Annotated in this window: 12 protein-coding genes; 8 read left to right on the top strand and 4 right to left on the bottom strand. The window is 67.0% G+C overall.

The genetic code is table 11. The annotated features are described in order from the left end of the window. Nucleotides 1–3: 3 nt before the first annotated feature. Both ABH900_RS02715 and ABH900_RS02710 read right to left on the bottom strand, forming a co-directional pair. Entirely contained in the window at nucleotides 4–1,074 is a 1,071-nt protein-coding gene (locus ABH900_RS02715) for a DUF1176 domain-containing protein (RefSeq protein WP_429621017.1), read from the bottom strand. Continuing rightward, the gene (locus ABH900_RS02710) at nucleotides 1,075–2,118 is read right to left on the bottom strand and encodes a DUF1176 domain-containing protein (protein WP_429621015.1); all 1,044 of its coding nucleotides are present in this window, start codon (nucleotides 2,116–2,118) and stop codon (nucleotides 1,075–1,077) included. It lies immediately after the preceding gene. A gap of 122 nt (nucleotides 2,119–2,240) precedes the next feature. Between ABH900_RS02710 and recJ the strand changes: the two genes are divergently transcribed. Continuing rightward, nucleotides 2,241–3,998, top strand: coding sequence for a single-stranded-DNA-specific exonuclease RecJ (gene recJ, locus ABH900_RS02705; RefSeq protein WP_429621423.1), 1,758 nt, complete (start codon nucleotides 2,241–2,243; stop codon nucleotides 3,996–3,998). Nucleotides 3,999–4,073: 75 nt separating this feature from the next. On the opposite strand, the gene ABH900_RS02700 is transcribed toward recJ, so the two are convergent. Beyond that, the gene (locus tag ABH900_RS02700; protein ID WP_429621013.1) at nucleotides 4,074–5,123 is read right to left on the bottom strand and encodes a DUF1176 domain-containing protein; all 1,050 of its coding nucleotides are present in this window, start codon (nucleotides 5,121–5,123) and stop codon (nucleotides 4,074–4,076) included. A gap of 131 nt (nucleotides 5,124–5,254) precedes the next feature. Between ABH900_RS02700 and ABH900_RS02695 the strand changes: the two genes are divergently transcribed. Continuing rightward, nucleotides 5,255–8,164: a VIT domain-containing protein gene (locus ABH900_RS02695; RefSeq protein ID WP_429621011.1), complete on the top strand. Its 2,910-nt coding sequence runs from the start codon at nucleotides 5,255–5,257 to the stop codon at nucleotides 8,162–8,164. Between the two features lie 69 nt (nucleotides 8,165–8,233). Here ABH900_RS02695 and ABH900_RS02690 read toward each other — a convergent pair whose 3' ends face one another. Continuing rightward, nucleotides 8,234–9,439, bottom strand: a complete 1,206-nt coding sequence (locus ABH900_RS02690; RefSeq protein ID WP_429621009.1) for an acyltransferase family protein — start codon at nucleotides 9,437–9,439, stop codon at nucleotides 8,234–8,236. Between the two features lie 154 nt (nucleotides 9,440–9,593). Between ABH900_RS02690 and ABH900_RS02685 the strand changes: the two genes are divergently transcribed. The 6 genes from ABH900_RS02685 (at nucleotide 9,594) to lysS (ending at nucleotide 18,135) form a co-directional block, all read left to right on the top strand. Further along, the gene (locus ABH900_RS02685; protein WP_429621008.1) at nucleotides 9,594–10,478 is read left to right on the top strand and encodes a LytTR family DNA-binding domain-containing protein; all 885 of its coding nucleotides are present in this window, start codon (nucleotides 9,594–9,596) and stop codon (nucleotides 10,476–10,478) included. A gap of 119 nt (nucleotides 10,479–10,597) precedes the next feature. After that, a protein-coding gene (gene prfB / locus ABH900_RS02680) for a peptide chain release factor 2 (protein WP_157721524.1) occupies nucleotides 10,598–11,723 on the top strand; the annotation gives its coding sequence in 2 pieces (ribosomal slippage) (nucleotides 10,598–10,672 and nucleotides 10,674–11,723; 1,125 coding nt in all). 45 nt (nucleotides 11,724–11,768) lie between these two features. After that, nucleotides 11,769–12,551, top strand: a complete 783-nt coding sequence (locus ABH900_RS02675) for a helix-turn-helix transcriptional regulator (protein WP_429621006.1) — start codon at nucleotides 11,769–11,771, stop codon at nucleotides 12,549–12,551. A 792-nt stretch (nucleotides 12,552–13,343) separates the two neighbouring features. Further along, nucleotides 13,344–14,729, top strand: a complete 1,386-nt coding sequence (locus ABH900_RS02670; RefSeq protein WP_429621004.1) for an NAD-dependent succinate-semialdehyde dehydrogenase — start codon at nucleotides 13,344–13,346, stop codon at nucleotides 14,727–14,729. A 64-nt stretch (nucleotides 14,730–14,793) separates the two neighbouring features. After that, nucleotides 14,794–16,434 carry an acetolactate synthase large subunit gene (locus tag ABH900_RS02665; RefSeq protein WP_429621002.1) on the top strand — a complete coding sequence of 547 codons (1,641 nt, stop codon included), beginning with the start codon at nucleotides 14,794–14,796 and terminating at the stop codon, nucleotides 16,432–16,434. Nucleotides 16,435–16,623: 189 nt separating this feature from the next. After that, the gene (lysS, locus tag ABH900_RS02660; protein WP_429620999.1) at nucleotides 16,624–18,135 is read left to right on the top strand and encodes a lysine--tRNA ligase; all 1,512 of its coding nucleotides are present in this window, start codon (nucleotides 16,624–16,626) and stop codon (nucleotides 18,133–18,135) included. The last annotated feature ends 67 nt before the right edge of the window (nucleotides 18,136–18,202 follow it).

The following is an 18,202-nucleotide window of genomic DNA, read 5'->3' as shown; positions in this document are numbered from 1 at the left end:
GCCCTACCGGAATTCCGTAATGTAGGTCGGCAGCCACCAGGTGGAGGCTCCAGAGCCACTACAGGTACCGCCGACGTATTCCATGCTCAGCTGCATCCGCTGTCCGTCCCACGCCCAATAGCGCCCGGTTTCGCAGCGATCCTGGTCAGTCTCAACGGTTTCCTCAAGAAATACCGCCTCCGGTGAGCGCGTGAAGAGTGCGCCCTGGGTAATGAAGACCGGATCGAACGGCGCCTGGTCGGTGATCACCCACGTACCCGCCGGCACGTTGAACGCCGCGGTGTGGCAGACAACGGAGGCGAGCAGGTGATGATCGTCCAGTCGCTCGATGGCGATGGAAGGCGGGGCGCTCTGTTGCACCTCCTGGGCGCATGCCCAGTCTGCCTTGTTGCTGGGCCGAAGCAGGCGGCGCAGGTCTTCGCGTTCCATCAGGCGTGCATCTTCCTCACGCGGCGGTACTCGCATGGATGGCGTGGCCAGCTGCGGCTTCGGAAGGGCGGGCGGGACGCTCGACTCCGGCCTGTGCCCGCGTTGCACCAGTGCGCCGGGCGTCTCCAGGCGCTGCTGGAACTGATCCATCTTCAGCATCAGCGCGGCCGCGCCGGATGCGGACAGCGACCATGCCTGCCCCTTGCCGTCAGCAACGCTGATGGATGCGTGCTCGATGAGGGCTGCACTGAATGCCTGCACTTGCGCCGGGGTCAATGCTGCATGTTCCGTGGCCGACGCCAGCACGCCGATACTGCCCTCGGGCTTTCCGTCCAGCTGCAATTGCAGTGCGCCGGTAGGTGACTGTGCCTGCGCTTCGGGATCGTCAGCGTGGTTGCGGGTGAGTGTCAGCCGAATCTCGACCGCGGATCCGGGTCCACCATTGCGCTCGATCAGCACGGCCAGCCTCAGCGGTGCCGGGGCGCCGACACCGGCGAGGCGACAGGTGCGTGTGTTGTCGCAGGCCATGAACCAGTCGCCATCTGCGAACGATGCGCCAACCGCATCCGTGGCCGAAGCAGCCGGGGACATCGTCATCAGTCCCAGCAGAAACAGAGGCGCCTGCAGCAGAGAAAGGGCACCCATTCAACGAACCTCGCTGACCAGGGTCGGCAGGTTCCAGTGCCCGCCCGGCATGCCGCGACACAGGCCAGTACTGAATGCACTGCTGGGCTGGAATCTGCGGCCATCCCATACCCAGTCCGAGCCTGAAACGCAGTCGCCGATGCCTCGGCCCTTGTAGCGTGCATACAGCGTGCGCTCGTCGTGCGAGAAGCCTTCCGCCTCCAGCGTGACCACCTCCGGTGCGTACGGTGGCTGATCGCGCGCGATCCAGAAGCCATTGCTGTAGTTGTACGCCCCCATCTGACACAGTGCCTGCACCAGCACATGGCGGTCATCGAGGCGTTCGATCGCCATTTCCGGGGTGCCCTTGTACTCGATCAGGCGCGGGCAGTCGTCGCTGTTGCCGAGCGTGGCAATCAATGCATCGCGCAGCGCTTCGCTGCTGCCCAGCGCGCTATCACCGGGACGAGCAGCCGCCAGTGCGGCGCGCATGATCACTGGCTTGGCCCGCGCAGCCGGCACGCTCGCTTCGGCGCGCTTGCCAGGCCTCACCAGCGCACCGGGCGTGCCCACGCGGCCCTGTGCTTCATCCATTTTCAACAGCACCGCAGCAGCGCCACGATCGGAGATCGGCCAGCGCGTGCCGCTGCTGTCGATCACCTCGATGCGCGCGTGGCCGGGCAGGGCGGACATCAGGGCTTCAACCTGCGCCGGCCGCAGCGTCATTGCCTCGTCGGCCCCGGTGTCCTGCACTGCACCCAGGTCACGACCGTTCACCAGCAGGTGCAGCGTTCCTGCAGGCGCGGCACTCTCGCCATCCTCACCCACCCGCAGCCGCGCCTTCACTGCACTGCCAGGACCGCCGGCACGTTCCAGCATCAGGCCCAGCAGGCTCTCTGCGTTCTCCGGACCGTAGCCGGCGGCACGGCAGGTGCCGGTGTTGTCGCAGGCCAGGAACCAGTCGTGGTGTACGAACTCGATGCCGGGTTGCTGCGACGTGTTTCGGGCATGGGAAGCGAATGGCAGCAGAAGGCTGACAAACAGCATGGGCAGCAGGCGGTGCATGGCGAATTCCTTTTCAGAAGCGGGCCAGCATGGGCGATCGCCACGCCCGCGCCAAGCCCGGGCAGGGCCTGACGCGCGGCGCGGGGTATCATGCGGGGGTCTTCCGCAACCCGGCGATGCCGATGTCCCTTGCCGCCGATGCCGCGCAGCCGTCTTCTGATACACCGACGATCCGTCGTCGCGATGCCGCGATACCAGGTACATGGCCCGAGGGCACACTTCCCTTGCTGGCCAGGCTGTACGCTGCCCGCGGTGCGGAAACGCCGGAATTGGCGCTGCCGAAACTGGGCAGCCTGCACGCCCCGGAGCTGCTGACCGGCATCGACGATGCGGTGGGCCTGCTGGTCGAGGCCATCGCCAACGACAAGCGCATCCTGGTGGTTGGCGATTTCGACTGTGACGGGGCCACCGCCTGTGCGGTCGGCGTGCGCGGCCTGCGCATGCTCGGCGCGCAGCATGTCTTCCACGCAGTGCCGAACCGCATGGTGCATGGCTATGGCCTGTCGCCCTCGCTGGTTGAGGAGCTGGCCGGGTTGCAGCCCGATCTACTCGTCACGGTCGACCATGGCATTGCCTGCCACGCCGGGGTCATCGCTGCCAAGGCGCGCGGCTGGCAGGTGCTGGTTACCGATCACCATCTGCCGGGCCCGCAGTTGCCGCCAGCTGATGTCATCGTCGATCCCAATCTGGATGGTGATGCCTTCCCCAGCAAGTCGCTGGCTGGTGTCGGCGTGATCTTCTACGTGCTGATGGCGCTGCGTCGGCGGATGCGCGAAGCCGGTGTCTTTGCCGATGGCAAGGGGCCAGATCTGACCACGCTGCTGGACCTGGTGGCGGTCGGCACGGTCGCCGATCTGGTCGCGCTGGACCCGAACAACCGCGCACTGGTCAGCGCCGGTCTGCGCCGGCTGCGTGCGGGGCAGGGCTGTGTCGGCCTGCGTGCGCTGATCGAAGCCAGCGGCCGCGATGCCGCACGACTGACCGCCACCGACATCGGCTTCGCGCTCGGCCCGCGCCTGAACGCTGCGGGCCGCCTGGAAGACATGGCGCTGGGTATCGCGCTGCTGTTGACCGAAGACCCACGCCAGGCGCGCGAGATCGCACAGACACTGGAACAGATCAATTCGGAACGACGTGCGGTGCAGCAGTCGATGACCGATGACGCCGAGCAGGCACTGACCCGCGTGGTGCTGGACATGGCCGGGCAGCGGCCGGTGGCGGCGTGCCTGTTCGATGCCGATTGGCATCCGGGTGTGATCGGTCTGGTTGCATCGAAAATGAAGGATCGCCTGCACCGCCCGGTGATTGCCTTCGCCCCGGCCGAACCGGGCGCGGACACCCTGCGCGGCTCGGCCCGTTCGATTCCCGGGCTGCACATCCGTGACGCGCTGGCACTGGTCGATGCGCGCCATCCAGGTCTGATAGAACGGTTCGGCGGGCATGCCATGGCGGCCGGCCTCAGCCTGCGCCTGGACCACGTCGATGACTTCAAGGCTGCCTTCGTGGCCGTGGTGCTGGAAATGCTCGACCCGGCGGCACTGCAGCAGCAGGTGCTCAGTGACGGTGAACTGGCCGCTGACGAGCTGGATCACCGCCATGCCGATGCATTGCGCCTGGCCGGGCCGTGGGGCCAGGGCTTCCCGGAACCGCTGTTCGATGGCCACTTCGAAGTGGCCAGCTGGCGCGTACTGAAGGAGCGCCACTTGAAGCTGGAACTGCGCCTGCCTGGGGTACCCGGCACGATCAACGCGATCCATTTCGGCGGCTGGCACGGCAACGCGCCCGGCCGCCATGTGCATCTCGCCTATCGGCTGGCTTGCGACGATTATCGCGGCGGCAGCGCGATCCAGCTGATCGTAGAGCACTGCCTGCCCGCCTGAAAAAGGGGACGGAGGGGATTAAGTCGCTTGTGCCTCGTTTGCCGATTGCGACTTAATCCCCTCCGTCCCCTTTTCCTAGTGGACTTCGCTGACCAGCGTTGGCAGTTCCCATGTGCCGCCGGGGACGCCCCGGCACAGGCCTGCTGCCACCTCCGAAGTGGCGACGAACGCGCTGCCGTTCCAGGTCCAGGTGCTCTGCGAAATGCAGTCGCCGAGGCCACGGCCCTTCTGCGACGCGACGATCTGGCCGTCGTCATAGTCAATCGCATCACTGGTCACCCACTGCGCCTGGAACGGCGCTTGCGGGCGGGCCACCCAGTAGCCGTCGCCGGTGTTGTACGCCGCCCGCCAGCAGGGCACGTTGACCAGCACGTGCTGCGCATCCAGGCGCTGCACTTCCAGGGGTGAGTTGCTCAGCGGGATATCCGCATCGGTATCGAGCAGGCCTTCGCAGCTGCTGTCCTTCAGCGTCGCGCGCAGGGCTGCACGCAGGGCGGGTGAGGCAGCCAGCCGCGCAAAGGCAGGATCATCAGGGGTCGAGTCCAGGGTGGCGGCCTTGCGTACCAGTGGCACTGGCAATGCAGCCGGGACGCGGGTTTCAGGCGTGCTGCCCTTGCGCATCACAGCGCCGGGCGTACCCAGGCGGCCCTGGTACTCGTCGATCTTCAGCAGCGCCGCGGCGGCGCCCTTGTCCGACAACGGCCAGCGATGGCCGGCGGCATCGGTCACGCTGATCCCGCCATCGCGCACCAGCGCGGACAGCAGCGCGCTGGTCTGCGCGGCGTTCAAGCTGTGCGTCCCTTCGCCCTTTGCGGGTGCCAGAACGCCCAGATCCTGGGTCTGGATACGCAGGTGCAGGGCGCCCTTGGGCTGCGCCTGGCCTTCTTCCGGCTGCAGCGACAGGCGGCCTTCGATGGCCTGATTGGGGCCGCCCTTGCGGGTGAGCAGGACACTGAGGGTGCTGTTTTCGTCGGCGGCATAGCCGGCAGCACGGCAGGTGAGGGTGTTGTCGCAGGCCGCAACCCAGTCATGGTGCTGGAAATACAGGGGCTTGGACGGGGCCGCAGCAATGGCGGCCAGCGGGCAGGCCAGGGCCAGCAGGGCAGCAGGCAGGGGCAGTCGCATCGGCATCCTTGCGCGTGTGGGAGAGTGGGACATGGTGCCTGCCGGCGGAGGCAATGAAAAGCGACGCACTGCCCAACCCCGTTCCGTCAGCTCACGCGTTCAAGCATTCACGATCCCACTGGAGCGCTGTCATGGTCTTCGCCCGTTGCTGCATTGTGTTTCTGCTGACGCTGGCAGCTCCGACTGCCGGGGCGCAGGCGCTTCGTGTCGCGCGGCCTCCCGCCGCGACGCCCCTCCTGGTCGCCGCCGCCGCCGAACAACCGGTGCAGTTGCAGCACGCGCGCATCGAAGGCGAAGTGCAGGCCGGCATTGCTCAGACCCGCATCACCCTGGAATTCCATAATCCGAACCGGCGCGTGCTGGAGGGCGAACTGCAGTTCCCGCTGGCCGATGGGCAGCAGATCAGCGGTTTCGCGCTGGACATCAACGGCGAGCTGCGCGATGCGGTGCCGGTGCCCAAGGACCGCGGCCGTCAGGTGTTCGAGGAGATCGCCCGGCGTGGCGTCGACCCGGGCCTGCTGGAACAGACCGCCGGCAACCAGTTCCGCCTGCGCATCTATCCGTTGCCGGCCGGTGGCAGCCGCCGCGTACAGTTGGTGCTGCGCGAACCACTGGCCTTCGCCGGCCAAGGCTGGCAATGGACACTGCCGCTGCAGTTTGCTGCGGGTGCCGCTTCGGTCGAGCTGAAACTGCAAGCGCCCCCGGTTACTGCAGGTACGGCGCCGTTCCGTATCAGCGCGGGGCAGTTGCAATGGCAGGGCAAGGGCGCGCAGCTGCCGGCGCAGCTGCAATGGAACCTGCCGGCGGCACGCCAGGCGCAGGTGCAGGTGGCGGCTTGGCAGGACGGTCACTACCTGCTGGCACAACTGCCGGTGCCGGTCAGCCGCACACCGCGCACGCTGCCCAGCGAGATTGGCCTGCTGTGGGACGCCTCGGGTTCGGCGGGCCAGCGCGATCGCACGCGGGAGTTTGCGCTGCTGGATCGCTATTTCGCGGCGATGGGCGATGGCACGGTGGCATTGACGGTGCTGCGTGATCGTGCCGAGCCGGTGCGTCGCTTCCGCATCCGCGCCGGCAACTGGAGCGAGCTGCGCGCCGTACTGCAGGGCATGCGCCCGGACGGTGCCAGCGCGCTTGCGCAGTGGCAGCCGCAGCCGAGCGTGAAGGAATACCTGCTGGTCAGCGATGGCCTGCTGACCTACGGGCTGGAGTCGCTGCCGGCGATGGCGCCGGAGCAGCGCCTGTTCGCGATCAGCAGCGCCGGTGCCCGTACCGATGCGGTGCGCCTGCGCGGCTGGAGCGAGACTCATGGCGGCCGCTTCGTCGCGCTTGGCAAGGATGTCGATGCGGCCGCTCGGGAACTGCTGTCGTCGCCGTTGGACGTGCAGGTCGATGCGGGTCGTGGCGTACAGGACGTGGTGATCGACCGCCACAGCGAAGCCGAGGGCTGGTTGTGGCTGCATGCCCGTCTCGCGGCGGACGGTGTGCCGATGCGGGTGCGTGTAGGGGACGGTGAGTGGCAGGCGCTGCCGGCAACGCGGAAGAGCGATGACGGTGAGCTGCTGGCGGGATTGTGGGCGCAGGCGCGCCTGCAGCAGCTGGCGTCCGACCGCCGCGGCAACCGCGAGGCGATGCAGCGACTGTCGCAGCAGTTCGGCCTGGTCGGGCCGGATACTTCATTGATCGTGCTTGAAACCCTCGAGGACTATCTGCGTTACGCGATCCGCCCGGCAGGCAGATTGCGCGCCGAGTACGAGGCCCGTTTCGCACGGCAGGTCAGCGACCAGGGGGCCGCCGAGCGCAAGCGTCTGGATGGCGTGGCGGCGCAGTGGCACGAGCGCCAGCAGTGGTGGAATCGCAGCTGGCCGAAGGGCGCGCCGCTGCAGGCAAAGGGCGCCACGCTGGAGGTGGTGTCCGCCGATGCTGCAGCCGAATCGGCCCCTGTGGCGATGCTGGCGGCTCCCTCACCCGCTGCTCCACCCGCCCCGGCGCCGGTGGCCGTCGCTGCCGAGCAGCGCATGCAGGCCACCAGTGCGCGCGCGCGTCGCCCGGCATCGACGTCGAACCTGGCACTGGACGCGATCACAGTCACTGGCGGGACGGTCGATGAACCTGTAGCGGCCAACAACGGAGCGCTGGGCATCCAGCTGGCGGCATGGCAGCCGGATTCGGCCATCGCCCGGCGCCTGCGCCAGGGGCCGCCGTCGCAGCTGTACGACCGCTACCTGGCCGAACGCGATGCGCACGCTGACAGCAGTGCATTCTTCCTCGACGTCGCCGACCTGCTGCTGGAACAGGGGCAGCGCGATCTGGCGCTGCGCGTGCTGTCCAACCTGGCTGAGATGGACCTGGACAACCGCCACCTGCTGCGCGTGCTCGGCTATCGGCTGATGCAGGCCGACGCCCCCGCACTGGCGGTGCCGGTGTTCGAGCAGGTGCTGGCGATGGGGCAGGAAGAGCCGCAGAGCTTCCGCGACCTGGGCCTGGCACTGGCGGCGGCCGGCAAGCCGCAACAGGCGCTGGCACCGCTGTACCAGGTGGTGGTGCGGCCGTGGGACAACCGCTTCGATGGCATCGCGTTGATCGCGCTGGATGAGCTGACCAACCTGGTGGCTCGCAGCACGCCGCGGCTGGATACCACCGGCATCGATCCGCGCCTGCTGCAGGCGATGCCGCTGGACCTGCGCGTGGTGCTGTCGTGGGACGCCGACAACAGCGACATGGACCTGTGGGTGACCGACCCGAATGGCGAGCGTGCCTACTACGGCAACCGCCTGACGTACCAGGGCGGGCAGATGTCGCAGGATTTCACCGGCGGCTATGGTCCCGAGCAGTTCTCGCTGCGCAACGCCAAGCCAGGCAGGTACAAGGTGGAAGCGAACTACTTCGGCAGCCGCCAGCAGCTGGTCACCGGTGCTACCACGCTCATGCTGCGCCTGACCACCCACTGGGGCACGCCGAAGCAGAAGGACCAGATGGTGACGATGCGGTTGAAGGACCGTGCCGAGACCGTGCTGGTAGGTGAGTTCGAGGTCAAATGATCGATCCCGGGCCATGTAGCGTCGAGCTTGCTCGACTGTCTCGTTGTAGGGCCGAGCCTGCGCTCGGCTCTACAACGTCGCAGCCCGTATCGCTGGCGTCGGTGGGCGATTGGCGCGAAGGCCGAACAGGGGGCGCAGCCAGCGCACGCGTCGGACCAGCAGTTCGTGGATCAACAGGCAGCCACCGACGGTGCCGGACACCAGCAGCGCAGGTTCCAGCCACGGGCCCAGCTGCAACGGGCGCAACGCGTACAGCAGGACGATCAGCACGGTCTGATGCAGGATGTACCAGCTGAACACCGCCTCCCGGCAGTAGGTCAGGCCGGCCCAGGGGCGATCCAGCAACACGCGGGCCCAGCCGAACAGCGCCAGCAGCATGCACCACGTATATAACGCGCGTCCGACGCGTTCGGCCTGGGCCCATGGCAATGCCAGCACCCAGGCATCGACCTCGCCTACATGCGGCAGGCGGGACAGGGCGCGGATGCCCAGCTCCATGCACAGACCCAGGGCCGCCAGAGCCAGTGTCAAGCGCCGCCCACGCACCAGCAGACCCCAGCCGCGCTGCCAGCGCGCGGCGAGGAATCCGCCGAGGAACAATGGCAGCGACTCGGCATGCACGTAGACGTCGTCCAGCAAGGCGTGGGTGGGCGGCCAGCGCGGCATCAACACCAGCAGCGCCCAGGCCAGCCACGCAGCCGGCGCCATCAGCAACACGCTGCCCAGCAGGCGGTCGCTCAGCTGCACGCGAGGCAATACTCCGCGCAGCGGTCGCAGCAGGCTGGCCAGCGACACCACCAGTACGGTGTAGGGCAGCAGATAGGCCAGGTACCAGAGGTGGTTCCAGGTAAAGCCGTACGCGGCACCACTGAAATGCGCTCCCGGCCACGGCTGGAACTGCCAGTAGCGCCACAGGAACCGGGCCAACCCTGGTGCTGCGTCGCCCTTGTCCAGCGCCTCGTAGTAGGCCTGCAGGGATACGACGGCAACGATGCCGAACAGCAGCGGCAGCTGCAGCCGCCAGCAACGGCGCAGGGTGTGCTGCAGCCGTCCCTGATCGGGCAGGGACAGGCCCAGGGCGATACCGCTGATGGCGAACAGCAATGGCATGCGCCATCGGTTCAGCGCGATCATCGGCCACTGCAGCCACTCGGCGGTGTAAGCGCTCTTGAGGTGAAAGTCCCAGCCGGCCACGTAGGCCATGGCGGCGTGGTAGAGGATCAGCAGGGCGAAGGCGGCGATTCGCAGGGTGTCCAGATCGTGGCGACGGTGCATGGGCGGCGTGCATCAGGAGGAAACTGCACCCTCCGCCGGCCAACGCCTGGGCGCCAGCAGAGGGGGCCCGGTAGCGGCCCCGCAGGGGCCAATGGAGGGGTGGCAGGGACCAATGGCCAATGCAGGCGGGGCCGGATGGGCAACAATAGGTCGCATGGAAAATGGAGATCCGGCGGTGTTGGCCGCCCCTGTTGCCGAGCCGTCGCGGCGCCGTGGATTGGCCGCCGCGTTCTGGTCGCTGCTGTTTCTGGGCACCGCAGCAGGCAACGTCCTGGCGCTGTGGATGCGGGCATTGCGTGACGCGCAGCCGTTCCCCATGGCGGCAACCTCAATCGAAGAGTTCAGCAGTGCGCTGGCCAGCCTGGCACTGCTGGTGCTGTTGCATGCGGCCGCACGCCGTTGGCCCCTGCATGCCGATACCTGGCGGCGGCGCATCGGTTTCTACGTGCTGGGCGGCATCGCCTGGTGGCTGCTGCACGTCAGTGCCATGGTGCTGCTGCGCAAGCTGGCCTTCAGCATGGTCGGCCAGCACTACACTTACGGCGACTGGCCGACGCAGTGGTTCTACGAGTTCTTCAAGGATGTGCAGACCTACAGCCTGCTGGTGATCGCCGTGCACGCCGTGGCCTGGTTCGGCCGCCAGCGGCAGGGTGAGGCCCACCTGCTGGCGCCGCCCGACGAGGGCCCGCCGGTGGAGCCGGTGGAACGCCCGGCGCACTTCCTGGTACGCAAGCTGGGCAAGGAATTCCTGGTGGCCACGGCCGACGTGGAGTACGCACAGGCCGCAGGCAACTATGTGAACCTGCGGGTACGCGGGCATGACTACCCGCTGCGGATCACCATGGCGGTGCTGGAGCAGCGCCTGGACCCGGCGCTGTTCCTGCGCCCGCACCGCAGCTGGCTGATCCATCGTGGCCTGCTGCGCTCGATCGAGCCGCTGGAGGGCGGCGAGGCCCTGCTGCATATGGCCGACGGGGCCCGGGTACCCTGCAGCCGGAGACAGCTGCCGCTGCTGCGGCAGGCGCTGGGCGGGGGGTAGTGTCGAGCCTGCTCGACGAGGGCGGCGGCGCCCCGGGCGCAGTCGAGCAAGCTCGACTCTACGGGTGGGGCGTCCTGCGGTATCATATGCAGTCATCTATTTAGTGCATAACCGCCGACATGATCGAACTGAATCCTGTCCGCCAGCGCATCACCGATCTGACCGATCGCGTGCTGTCGCTTCGGGGGTATCTTTGACTACGACGCCAAGAAAGAGCGTCTTGAAGAAGTAACGCGGGAGCTGGAAAGCCCCGACGTCTGGAACAATGCCGAATACGCCCAGAATCTGGGCCGCGAGCGTTCCAGCCTGGAAAAGACCGTGGGCGGCATCGCCTCGGTGCTCGATGGCCTGAGCGACGCCACCGAACTGCTGGAACTGGCCGAGTCCGAACAGGACGAAGACACGGCGTTGGCCGTGGTCGCCGACCTGGACAAGCACCAGGCGCATGTGGAGAAGCTGGAGTTCCAGCGCATGTTCTCCGGCGAAATGGACAATGCCGCAGCGTTCGTCGACATCCAGGCCGGTGCCGGCGGCACCGAAGCCCAGGACTGGGCCGAGATCCTGCTGCGCATGTACCTGCGCTGGTGTGAGTCGCGTGGCTGGAAGACCGAGCTGATGGAAGTCTCCGGTGGCGACGTCGCCGGTATCAAGTCGGCCACCCTGCGCGTGGAAGGCGACTACGCCTACGGCTGGCTGAAGACCGAAACCGGCGTGCACCGCCTGGTGCGCAAGTCGCCGTTCGACTCGGACAACCGCCGCCACACCAGCTTCACCTCGGTGTTCGTGTCGCCGGAAATCGACGACAACATCGACATCACCATCAATCCGGCCGACCTGCGTACCGACGTCTACCGCTCCTCCGGCGCCGGTGGCCAGCACGTCAACAAGACCGAGTCGGCGGTGCGTATCACCCACATCCCGACCAATATCGTGGTTGCGTGCCAGACCGGCCGCAGCCAGCACCAGAACCGCGACAACGCGATGAAGATGCTGGCCGCCAAGCTGTACGAGCTGGAAATCCAGAAGCGCAACGCCGAGAAGGACGCGGTGGAAGCCACCAAGTCCGACATCGGCTGGGGCAGCCAGATCCGCAATTACGTGCTCGACCAGAGCCGTATCAAGGACCTGCGCACCGGCATCGAGCGTTCGGATACGCAGAAGGTGCTCGACGGTGACCTGGACGAGTTCGTCGAGGCCAGCCTTAAGGCCGGCCTGGCCGTGGGCTCCAAGCGCGTCGATGCCTGATCGGCGCGCCTGCGCGGATATCATCGCCTTCCGCAACGGAGGGCGATGATGCGCAGCGAGAGTGAACGCAAGGAACTGGGCGGTTTCCTCAAGGCCTGCCGCGCCCGTGTCGACCCCGCCACGCTCGGCCTGCCGGCCGGGCGTCGGCGTACGCCGGGCCTGAAGCGCGAGGAAGTGGCACTGGCGATCGGGGTCAGCGTCAGCTGGTACACCTGGATCGAACAGGGCCGCGAAGTGCGCGCCTCGCCCGAGGTGCTGGAGCGCCTGGCGCAGGTGCTGCGCATGAGCGACGACGAACGCGCCTATGCGTTCGCGCTCTCCGGTTATGGCGTGCCACTGGAATCGCCGGACGAGAGCGTGACCGACGGCTTGCGCCAGCTGGTGGAGGCGATGCAGCCGATCCCGGCCTACGTGCGCAATACCCGATTCGACATCCTGGCCTGGAACCCGGCCATCGCCGACCTGTTCGTCGACTACAGCCAGCTGGCGCCGCACGAGCGCAACACGCTGCGGCTGATGTTCCTGTACCCGCCGTACCGGACGCTCATCCTCAACTGGGAAGAAATGACCCGCGGCCTGCTGGCCGGCTTCCGCGCGGCAATGGCGCAGGCGCCGGACAAGGCCCCGTTCCTGGCGCTGGTCGAGGACATCGCGGCGCACAGCGAGGAGTTCCGCCAGTGGTGGCCGGAGCACGACGTGCGCCGTTTCGACGAGGGCGCGAAGACACTGAACCATCCCACGCGCGGGTTGCTGGACCTGCAGTACGTGGCGCTGGTGCCGGAGAGCCGGCACGACCTTTCCTTGGTTACCTACCTGCCGCGTAGGTAGGGGGTTTACGGCAGGGCTGCGCCCTGCACCCGCAGAGGCTTCAAGCCAAGGCAACAGCAAGAGCGGGCTATCCGTGGGATGGCGGGACGGTATCGGAGTGCGGGGATGCCGTAAACCCGTCCTTGGGGGCTTGGCAGCCGCATCCATGCGGCTGACACCCCGCACTCCGACACCGCCCCGCCTCTGACAGGTTCCCGGGGCTGTTGGCAGGTGTCGACCTTGGTCGACACCTCTGTCAGATATCGAATGAAGTTCCGGGGTCAGATCCGTTTTCCTACGGAAACGGATCTGACCCCAAGAGTATTTCCGACAGATCGCGGAAAACTGTCGAAGGCGGGGTGGGTCCGGTTGAGGGGGCGTGAGCCGCATGGGCCCGAGGCATGCCTCGGGCGGGTTGGGCAGGACGCCCAACCCCGGTCTTGCCGTGTGCGCAGGACTGCGCACACGAGCAAGCGGCGACCGAGCTTACATGGGTGAGGGCGCTTTGCTTGCGAAGCATTGCTTCGCAAGCGCCCAAACGCCCAGCCGCCAGCGGCTGGGCCGGGTCCCGGAGGGGTACTTGCAGCGCCCCCTCAACCGGACCCACCCCGCCAACCCCCGGAATGCAAGCTTCTGCCGTTGACGTTGCTCTGGCTTCGGTGGGTGCACGGCGCAGCCCTGCCAAGAGCCCCCATTCAGGCAGGTAAGTGCAGGTCACAGGATAAGCAGACGCCTTGTTGCGTTCATCAATCGGGTCCACATTCCTGTGCAGGAGACGGGCACCGCCCGTTGTCGAGACACCAGGAGACCTGCATGTCCGCTGCCCCCACTACCGCCATTTCCCGCGATCCGGCCACCGGCCAGCAGATCGCCAGCCATCCCTTCGCCACCGGCGCCGAACTGGAAGCGATCCTCGACCGCGGCCAGGCCGGCTTCGCCACCTGGAGCACAAAGAGCCTGGAGCAGCGGGCCGACGTGCTGCGTGCGATGGCGGCGGTGCTGCGTCGTGACCGAGAGCCGTTGGCTGCGCTGGCCACCGCCGAGATGGGCAAGGTCCACGCCGAGTCGCTGGCCGAGATCGAAAAGTGCGCCGTACTGTGCGACTGGTACGCCGACAACGGCGCGCAGTTCCTGCGCGACGAGCCGACCCAGGTGCCGGATGACAAGGCCTACGTGTCCTACCTGCCGTTGGGCGTGGTGCTGGGCATCATGCCGTGGAATTTCCCGTACTGGCAGGTGATGCGCGCGGCGGTGCCGATCCTGATGGGCGGCAACGGCTTCCTGCTGAAGCCGGCTGAGAACATCGTCGGCACCGCCCGGCTGCTCGACGCGGCCTGGCGCGATGCCGGGTTGCCGGAAGGCACCTTCATCGCCGCCAACATCAGCCGTGAGGGCACCAGCCACGCGATCGCCGATGACCGCATTGCTGCAGTGACCCTGACCGGCAGCGTGGCTGCCGGCCGCAGCATCGCGGCGCAGGCCGGGCAGGCGCTGAAGAAAGTGGTGCTTGAGCTGGGCGGCTCGGATCCGTTCATCGTGCTGGCCGACGCCGATCTGGATGCCGCGGTCGATGCGGCGGTCGCCTCGCGCTTCCAGAACACCGGGCAGGTGTGCATCGCCGGCAAGCGCATCATCGTCGAAGAGGCGGTGTACGACCGGTTCGTGGCGCAGTTCTGCCAGAAGGTGCAGGCGCTGACCATCGGCGATGGCCGCGAAGCAGGCAACCGCATCGGCCCGATGGCCCGACAGGACCTGCTCGAACAGCTCGACGCGCAGGTGCGTGCCTCGGTGGAGGCCGGTGCGCAGCTGCTGGTCGGCGGTCACCAGCTGGATCGCCCCGGCGCGTTCTATGCGCCCACCGTGCTGGCCGGCGTGGAGCCGGGCATGCAGGCGTTCGATACCGAGACCTTCGGGCCGGTGGCCTCGATCAGTCGCGCACGTGACGCCGACCATGCAGTGGAACTGGCCAACCAGAGCGAATTCGGCCTCAGCGGCAACCTGTGGACCGGCGACCGTGCCCGTGCGATGCAGCTGGCGCGCCGGCTGCAGACCGGCGGAGTGTTCGTCAACGGCTTCTCCGCTTCGGACCCACGCGTGCCGATCGGCGGCGTGAAGAAGAGTGGCTTCGGCCGTGAGCTCTCCCATTTCGGCATCCGCGAGTTCGTCAACGCGCAGACGGTGTGGTTCGACAAGCGTTGACGCGCGGCTCTCATCCTTCCTGCAACGATCCACCATCAGTCCAGCGAAAAAGGACGGCATTCCCATGTCCAAGGGTTCAGATCTGCTCGTCGCCGCACTTGAGAACGAAGGCGTCGAGCGTATTTTCGGCATTCCCGGCGAAGAAAACCTCGACGTGGTCGAGTCGCTGCGCCATTCCAGCATCGAGCTGGTCATCACCCGTCACGAGCAGGCAGCGGTGTTCATGGCGGCCACGTATGGCCGGCTGACCGGCAAGCCCGGCGTGTGCCTGGCCACGCTCGGTCCGGGTGCGCTCAACTTCACCACCGGCGCGGCCTACGCGCTGCTGGGTGCGTGGCCGGTGATCATGATCACCGGGCAGAAGGGCATCGTCGCCAGCAAGCAGGCGCGGTTCCAGATCGTGGACATCGTCAGCACGATGAAGCCACTGACCAAGCAGGCACGGCAGATCGTCTCGGCGCGCACCATTCCGACCATCGTCCGTGAAGCCTTCCGCACGGCACAGGAGGAGCGCCCCGGCCCGGTGCTGCTGGAGCTCCCTGAAGACATCGCGGCGATGGAGGTCGAGGACGTGGCATTGATACCGCCGCATCCGGTGGATCGGCCGATCGCAAGCCCGGAAGCCCTGGATCGCGCGGCGCAGATCATCCGCGATGCCCGGCGGCCGCTGCTGGTGATCGCCTCGGCGGCCTCGCGGCCGCAATCGAGCGAAGCGCTGTCGGCGTTCGTGCAGCGCGCCGGCATCCCCTTTGTCACCACGCAGATGGGCAAGGGTGCCGTGGCCGGTGGCTCGGGCCTGTACATGGGCACGGCGGCGCTGAGTGAGCGCGACTACGTTCACATGGCCATTGACCAGGCCGACGTGATCGTCACCATCGGCCACGAGGTGACCGAGAAGCCGCCGTTCGTGATGCACCCGGGCGGCCCGACCGTGATCCATATCGGTTACTCGCAGGCAGCGGTGGAACAGGTGTATTTCCCGCAGGTGGAAGTGATCGGCGATATCGGCCGCTCGCTGACACTGCTGGGCGACCGCATCGAAGGCAGGGTCGACAACGCCGCCGCGCTGCTGCCGTTGCGCGCGACGATCCTGGAGCACATCGCCGATCGCGCCGAAGAGGCTGGCTTCACCCCGCAGCGGTTGGTGCATGACGTGCGCCAGGTGATGCCGCCCGACGGCATCGTGGCGCTGGACAACGGCATGTACAAGATCTGGTTCGCCCGCAATTACCGCACCCAGGTGGCCAATACGCTGCTGCTGGACAACGCGCTGGCCACGATGGGTGCAGGTCTGCCGTCGGCGATCATGGCCTCGATCCTGTATCCGCAGCGGCGGGTGCTGGCCGTATGTGGTGATGGTGGCTTCATGATGAACAGCCAGGAGCTGGAGACCGCACGCCGGCTGGGCCTGAACCTGGTGGTGCTGATCCTCAACGACGGCGCCTACGGCATGATCCGCTGGAAGCAGGCGGTGGACGGCTTCGCCGACTACGGCATGACGTTCGGCAATCCGGATTTCGTCAAGTACGCCGAAGCCTATGGCTGCAAGGGGCACGCGGTCACGGCCATCGAGCAGTTCATCCCGACCCTGGAGGCGGCGTTCAACGAGGGTGGGGTGCACCTGGTGTCGGTGCCGATTGATTACTCGGAGAACGAGCGGGTGCTTGTGGACGAACTGCGGCAGGCGTTCCCTGGAAACAGGTAAGACCGGAGCAGGGCCGGCCGATCCGCGCGGTAGGTGTCGACCTTGGTCGACACGCAGAGCGCCAACCAGGGTTGGCGGCTACCAGGCGGTGGGCCCGGCCCAGGGCCGGGGCAGGGCGGTTTTGGTATGCTGTGGAACCGGCTGCGCCGGGCGCAGCATCCCCCCTCACTACACGATTCCCGCAGATCCATGAGCGAAGCTACCGATACCCCCCCCGTCGACGAAAACAAGTTGATCGCCGAGCGCCGTGAGAAACTCAAAGCGCTGCGTGGGCAGGGCATCGCGTACCCGAACGACTTCCGTCGCGAGGACTTCGCCGGTCGTCTGCAGGACGAGTTCGCCGACGCTGAAACCTGGACCGCCGAGGCGTTGGAAGGCCAGGGACGCCAAGTGAAGATGGCCGGTCGCCTGATGGCCAAGCGCATCATGGGCAGGGCCAGCTTCGCGCAGATCCAGGACGAGTCCGGCCGCATCCAGCTGTTCCTGCAGGGTGCCACGCTGGGTGATGCCTACACCGCCTTCAAGGGTTGGGACGTGGGCGACATCATCGCCGTCGAAGGCGGCCTGACCCGCACCAAGACCGGCGAGCTGTCGGTCAAGGCCGAGTCGATCCGCCTGCTGACCAAGTCGCTGCGCCCGCTGCCGGACAAATGGCATGGCCTGGCCGACGTCGAGCAGCGCTACCGCCAGCGTTACGTCGATTTGATCGTGACCCCGGAATCGCGCGCGGTCTTCATCAAGCGCTCGAAGATCATCCGCGCCATGCGCGCGTGGCTGGACAACCGCGACTTCCTGGAAGTCGAAACGCCGATGATGCATTACATCCCCGGCGGCGCGGCGGCCAAGCCGTTCACCACCCACCACAACGCGCTGGACCTGGACCTGTACCTGCGCGTGGCGCCGGAGCTGTACCTCAAGCGACTGACCGTGGGTGGCCTGGAGCGGGTGTACGAGATCAACCGCAACTTCCGCAACGAAGGTGTGAGCACCCGGCACAACCCGGAATTCACCATGATGGAGCTGTACGAGGCGTACGCCACGTACAACGAGATCATGGACCTGACCGAAGGTGTCATCCGTGACGTGGCCCAGGCCGTGAACGGTGGTACCGAGGTGGAGTGGGATGGCGCGAAGATCGATCTGGGCCCGGCGTTCCGCCGCTGGCGCATGGACGAGGCGGTGCGCCATCACAACCCGGAAATCTCCGCGGCCGACTGCACTGACCGCGACGCGTTGCTGCGCCATTGCGAGCGCTTGAAGATCCGCGTCAAGCCGTCCTACGGCTGGGGCAAGCTGCTGCTGGAGATCTTCGAGGCGACCGTCGAGCACACCCTGATCCAGCCGACCTTCATCACCGATCACCCGGTGGAGGTCTCACCGCTGGCCCGTGCCAATGACAACGATCCGGGCTACACGGACCGCTTCGAGCTGTTCGTCAATGGCAAGGAGCTGGCCAACGGCTTCTCCGAGCTGAACGATCCGGAAGACCAGGCCCAGCGCTTCCAGGCCCAGGTGGCGGCCAAGGAAGGCGGCGATGATGAGGCCATGCATTACGATGCCGACTACATCCGTGCGCTGGAGTACGGCATGGCGCCGACCGGCGGTCTCGGCATCGGCGTTGATCGCCTGGTGATGCTGCTGACCGGCAGCAGCTCGATCCGTGATGTGCTGTTGTTCCCGTACATGCGTCCGGAGCAGTAAGACGTCTTTCCTACATGGGTTTGTGCGCGCCGTCTCGAAACGAGACGGTGCGATTGACGCCTCCCAC

This window comes from Stenotrophomonas sp. AN71, from assembly GCF_050435725.1.
Lineage (GTDB): Bacteria > Pseudomonadota > Gammaproteobacteria > Xanthomonadales > Xanthomonadaceae > Stenotrophomonas.
Note: the sequence above shows the minus strand (reverse complement) of the source record. Positions and strands in the feature narration are given on the sequence as shown.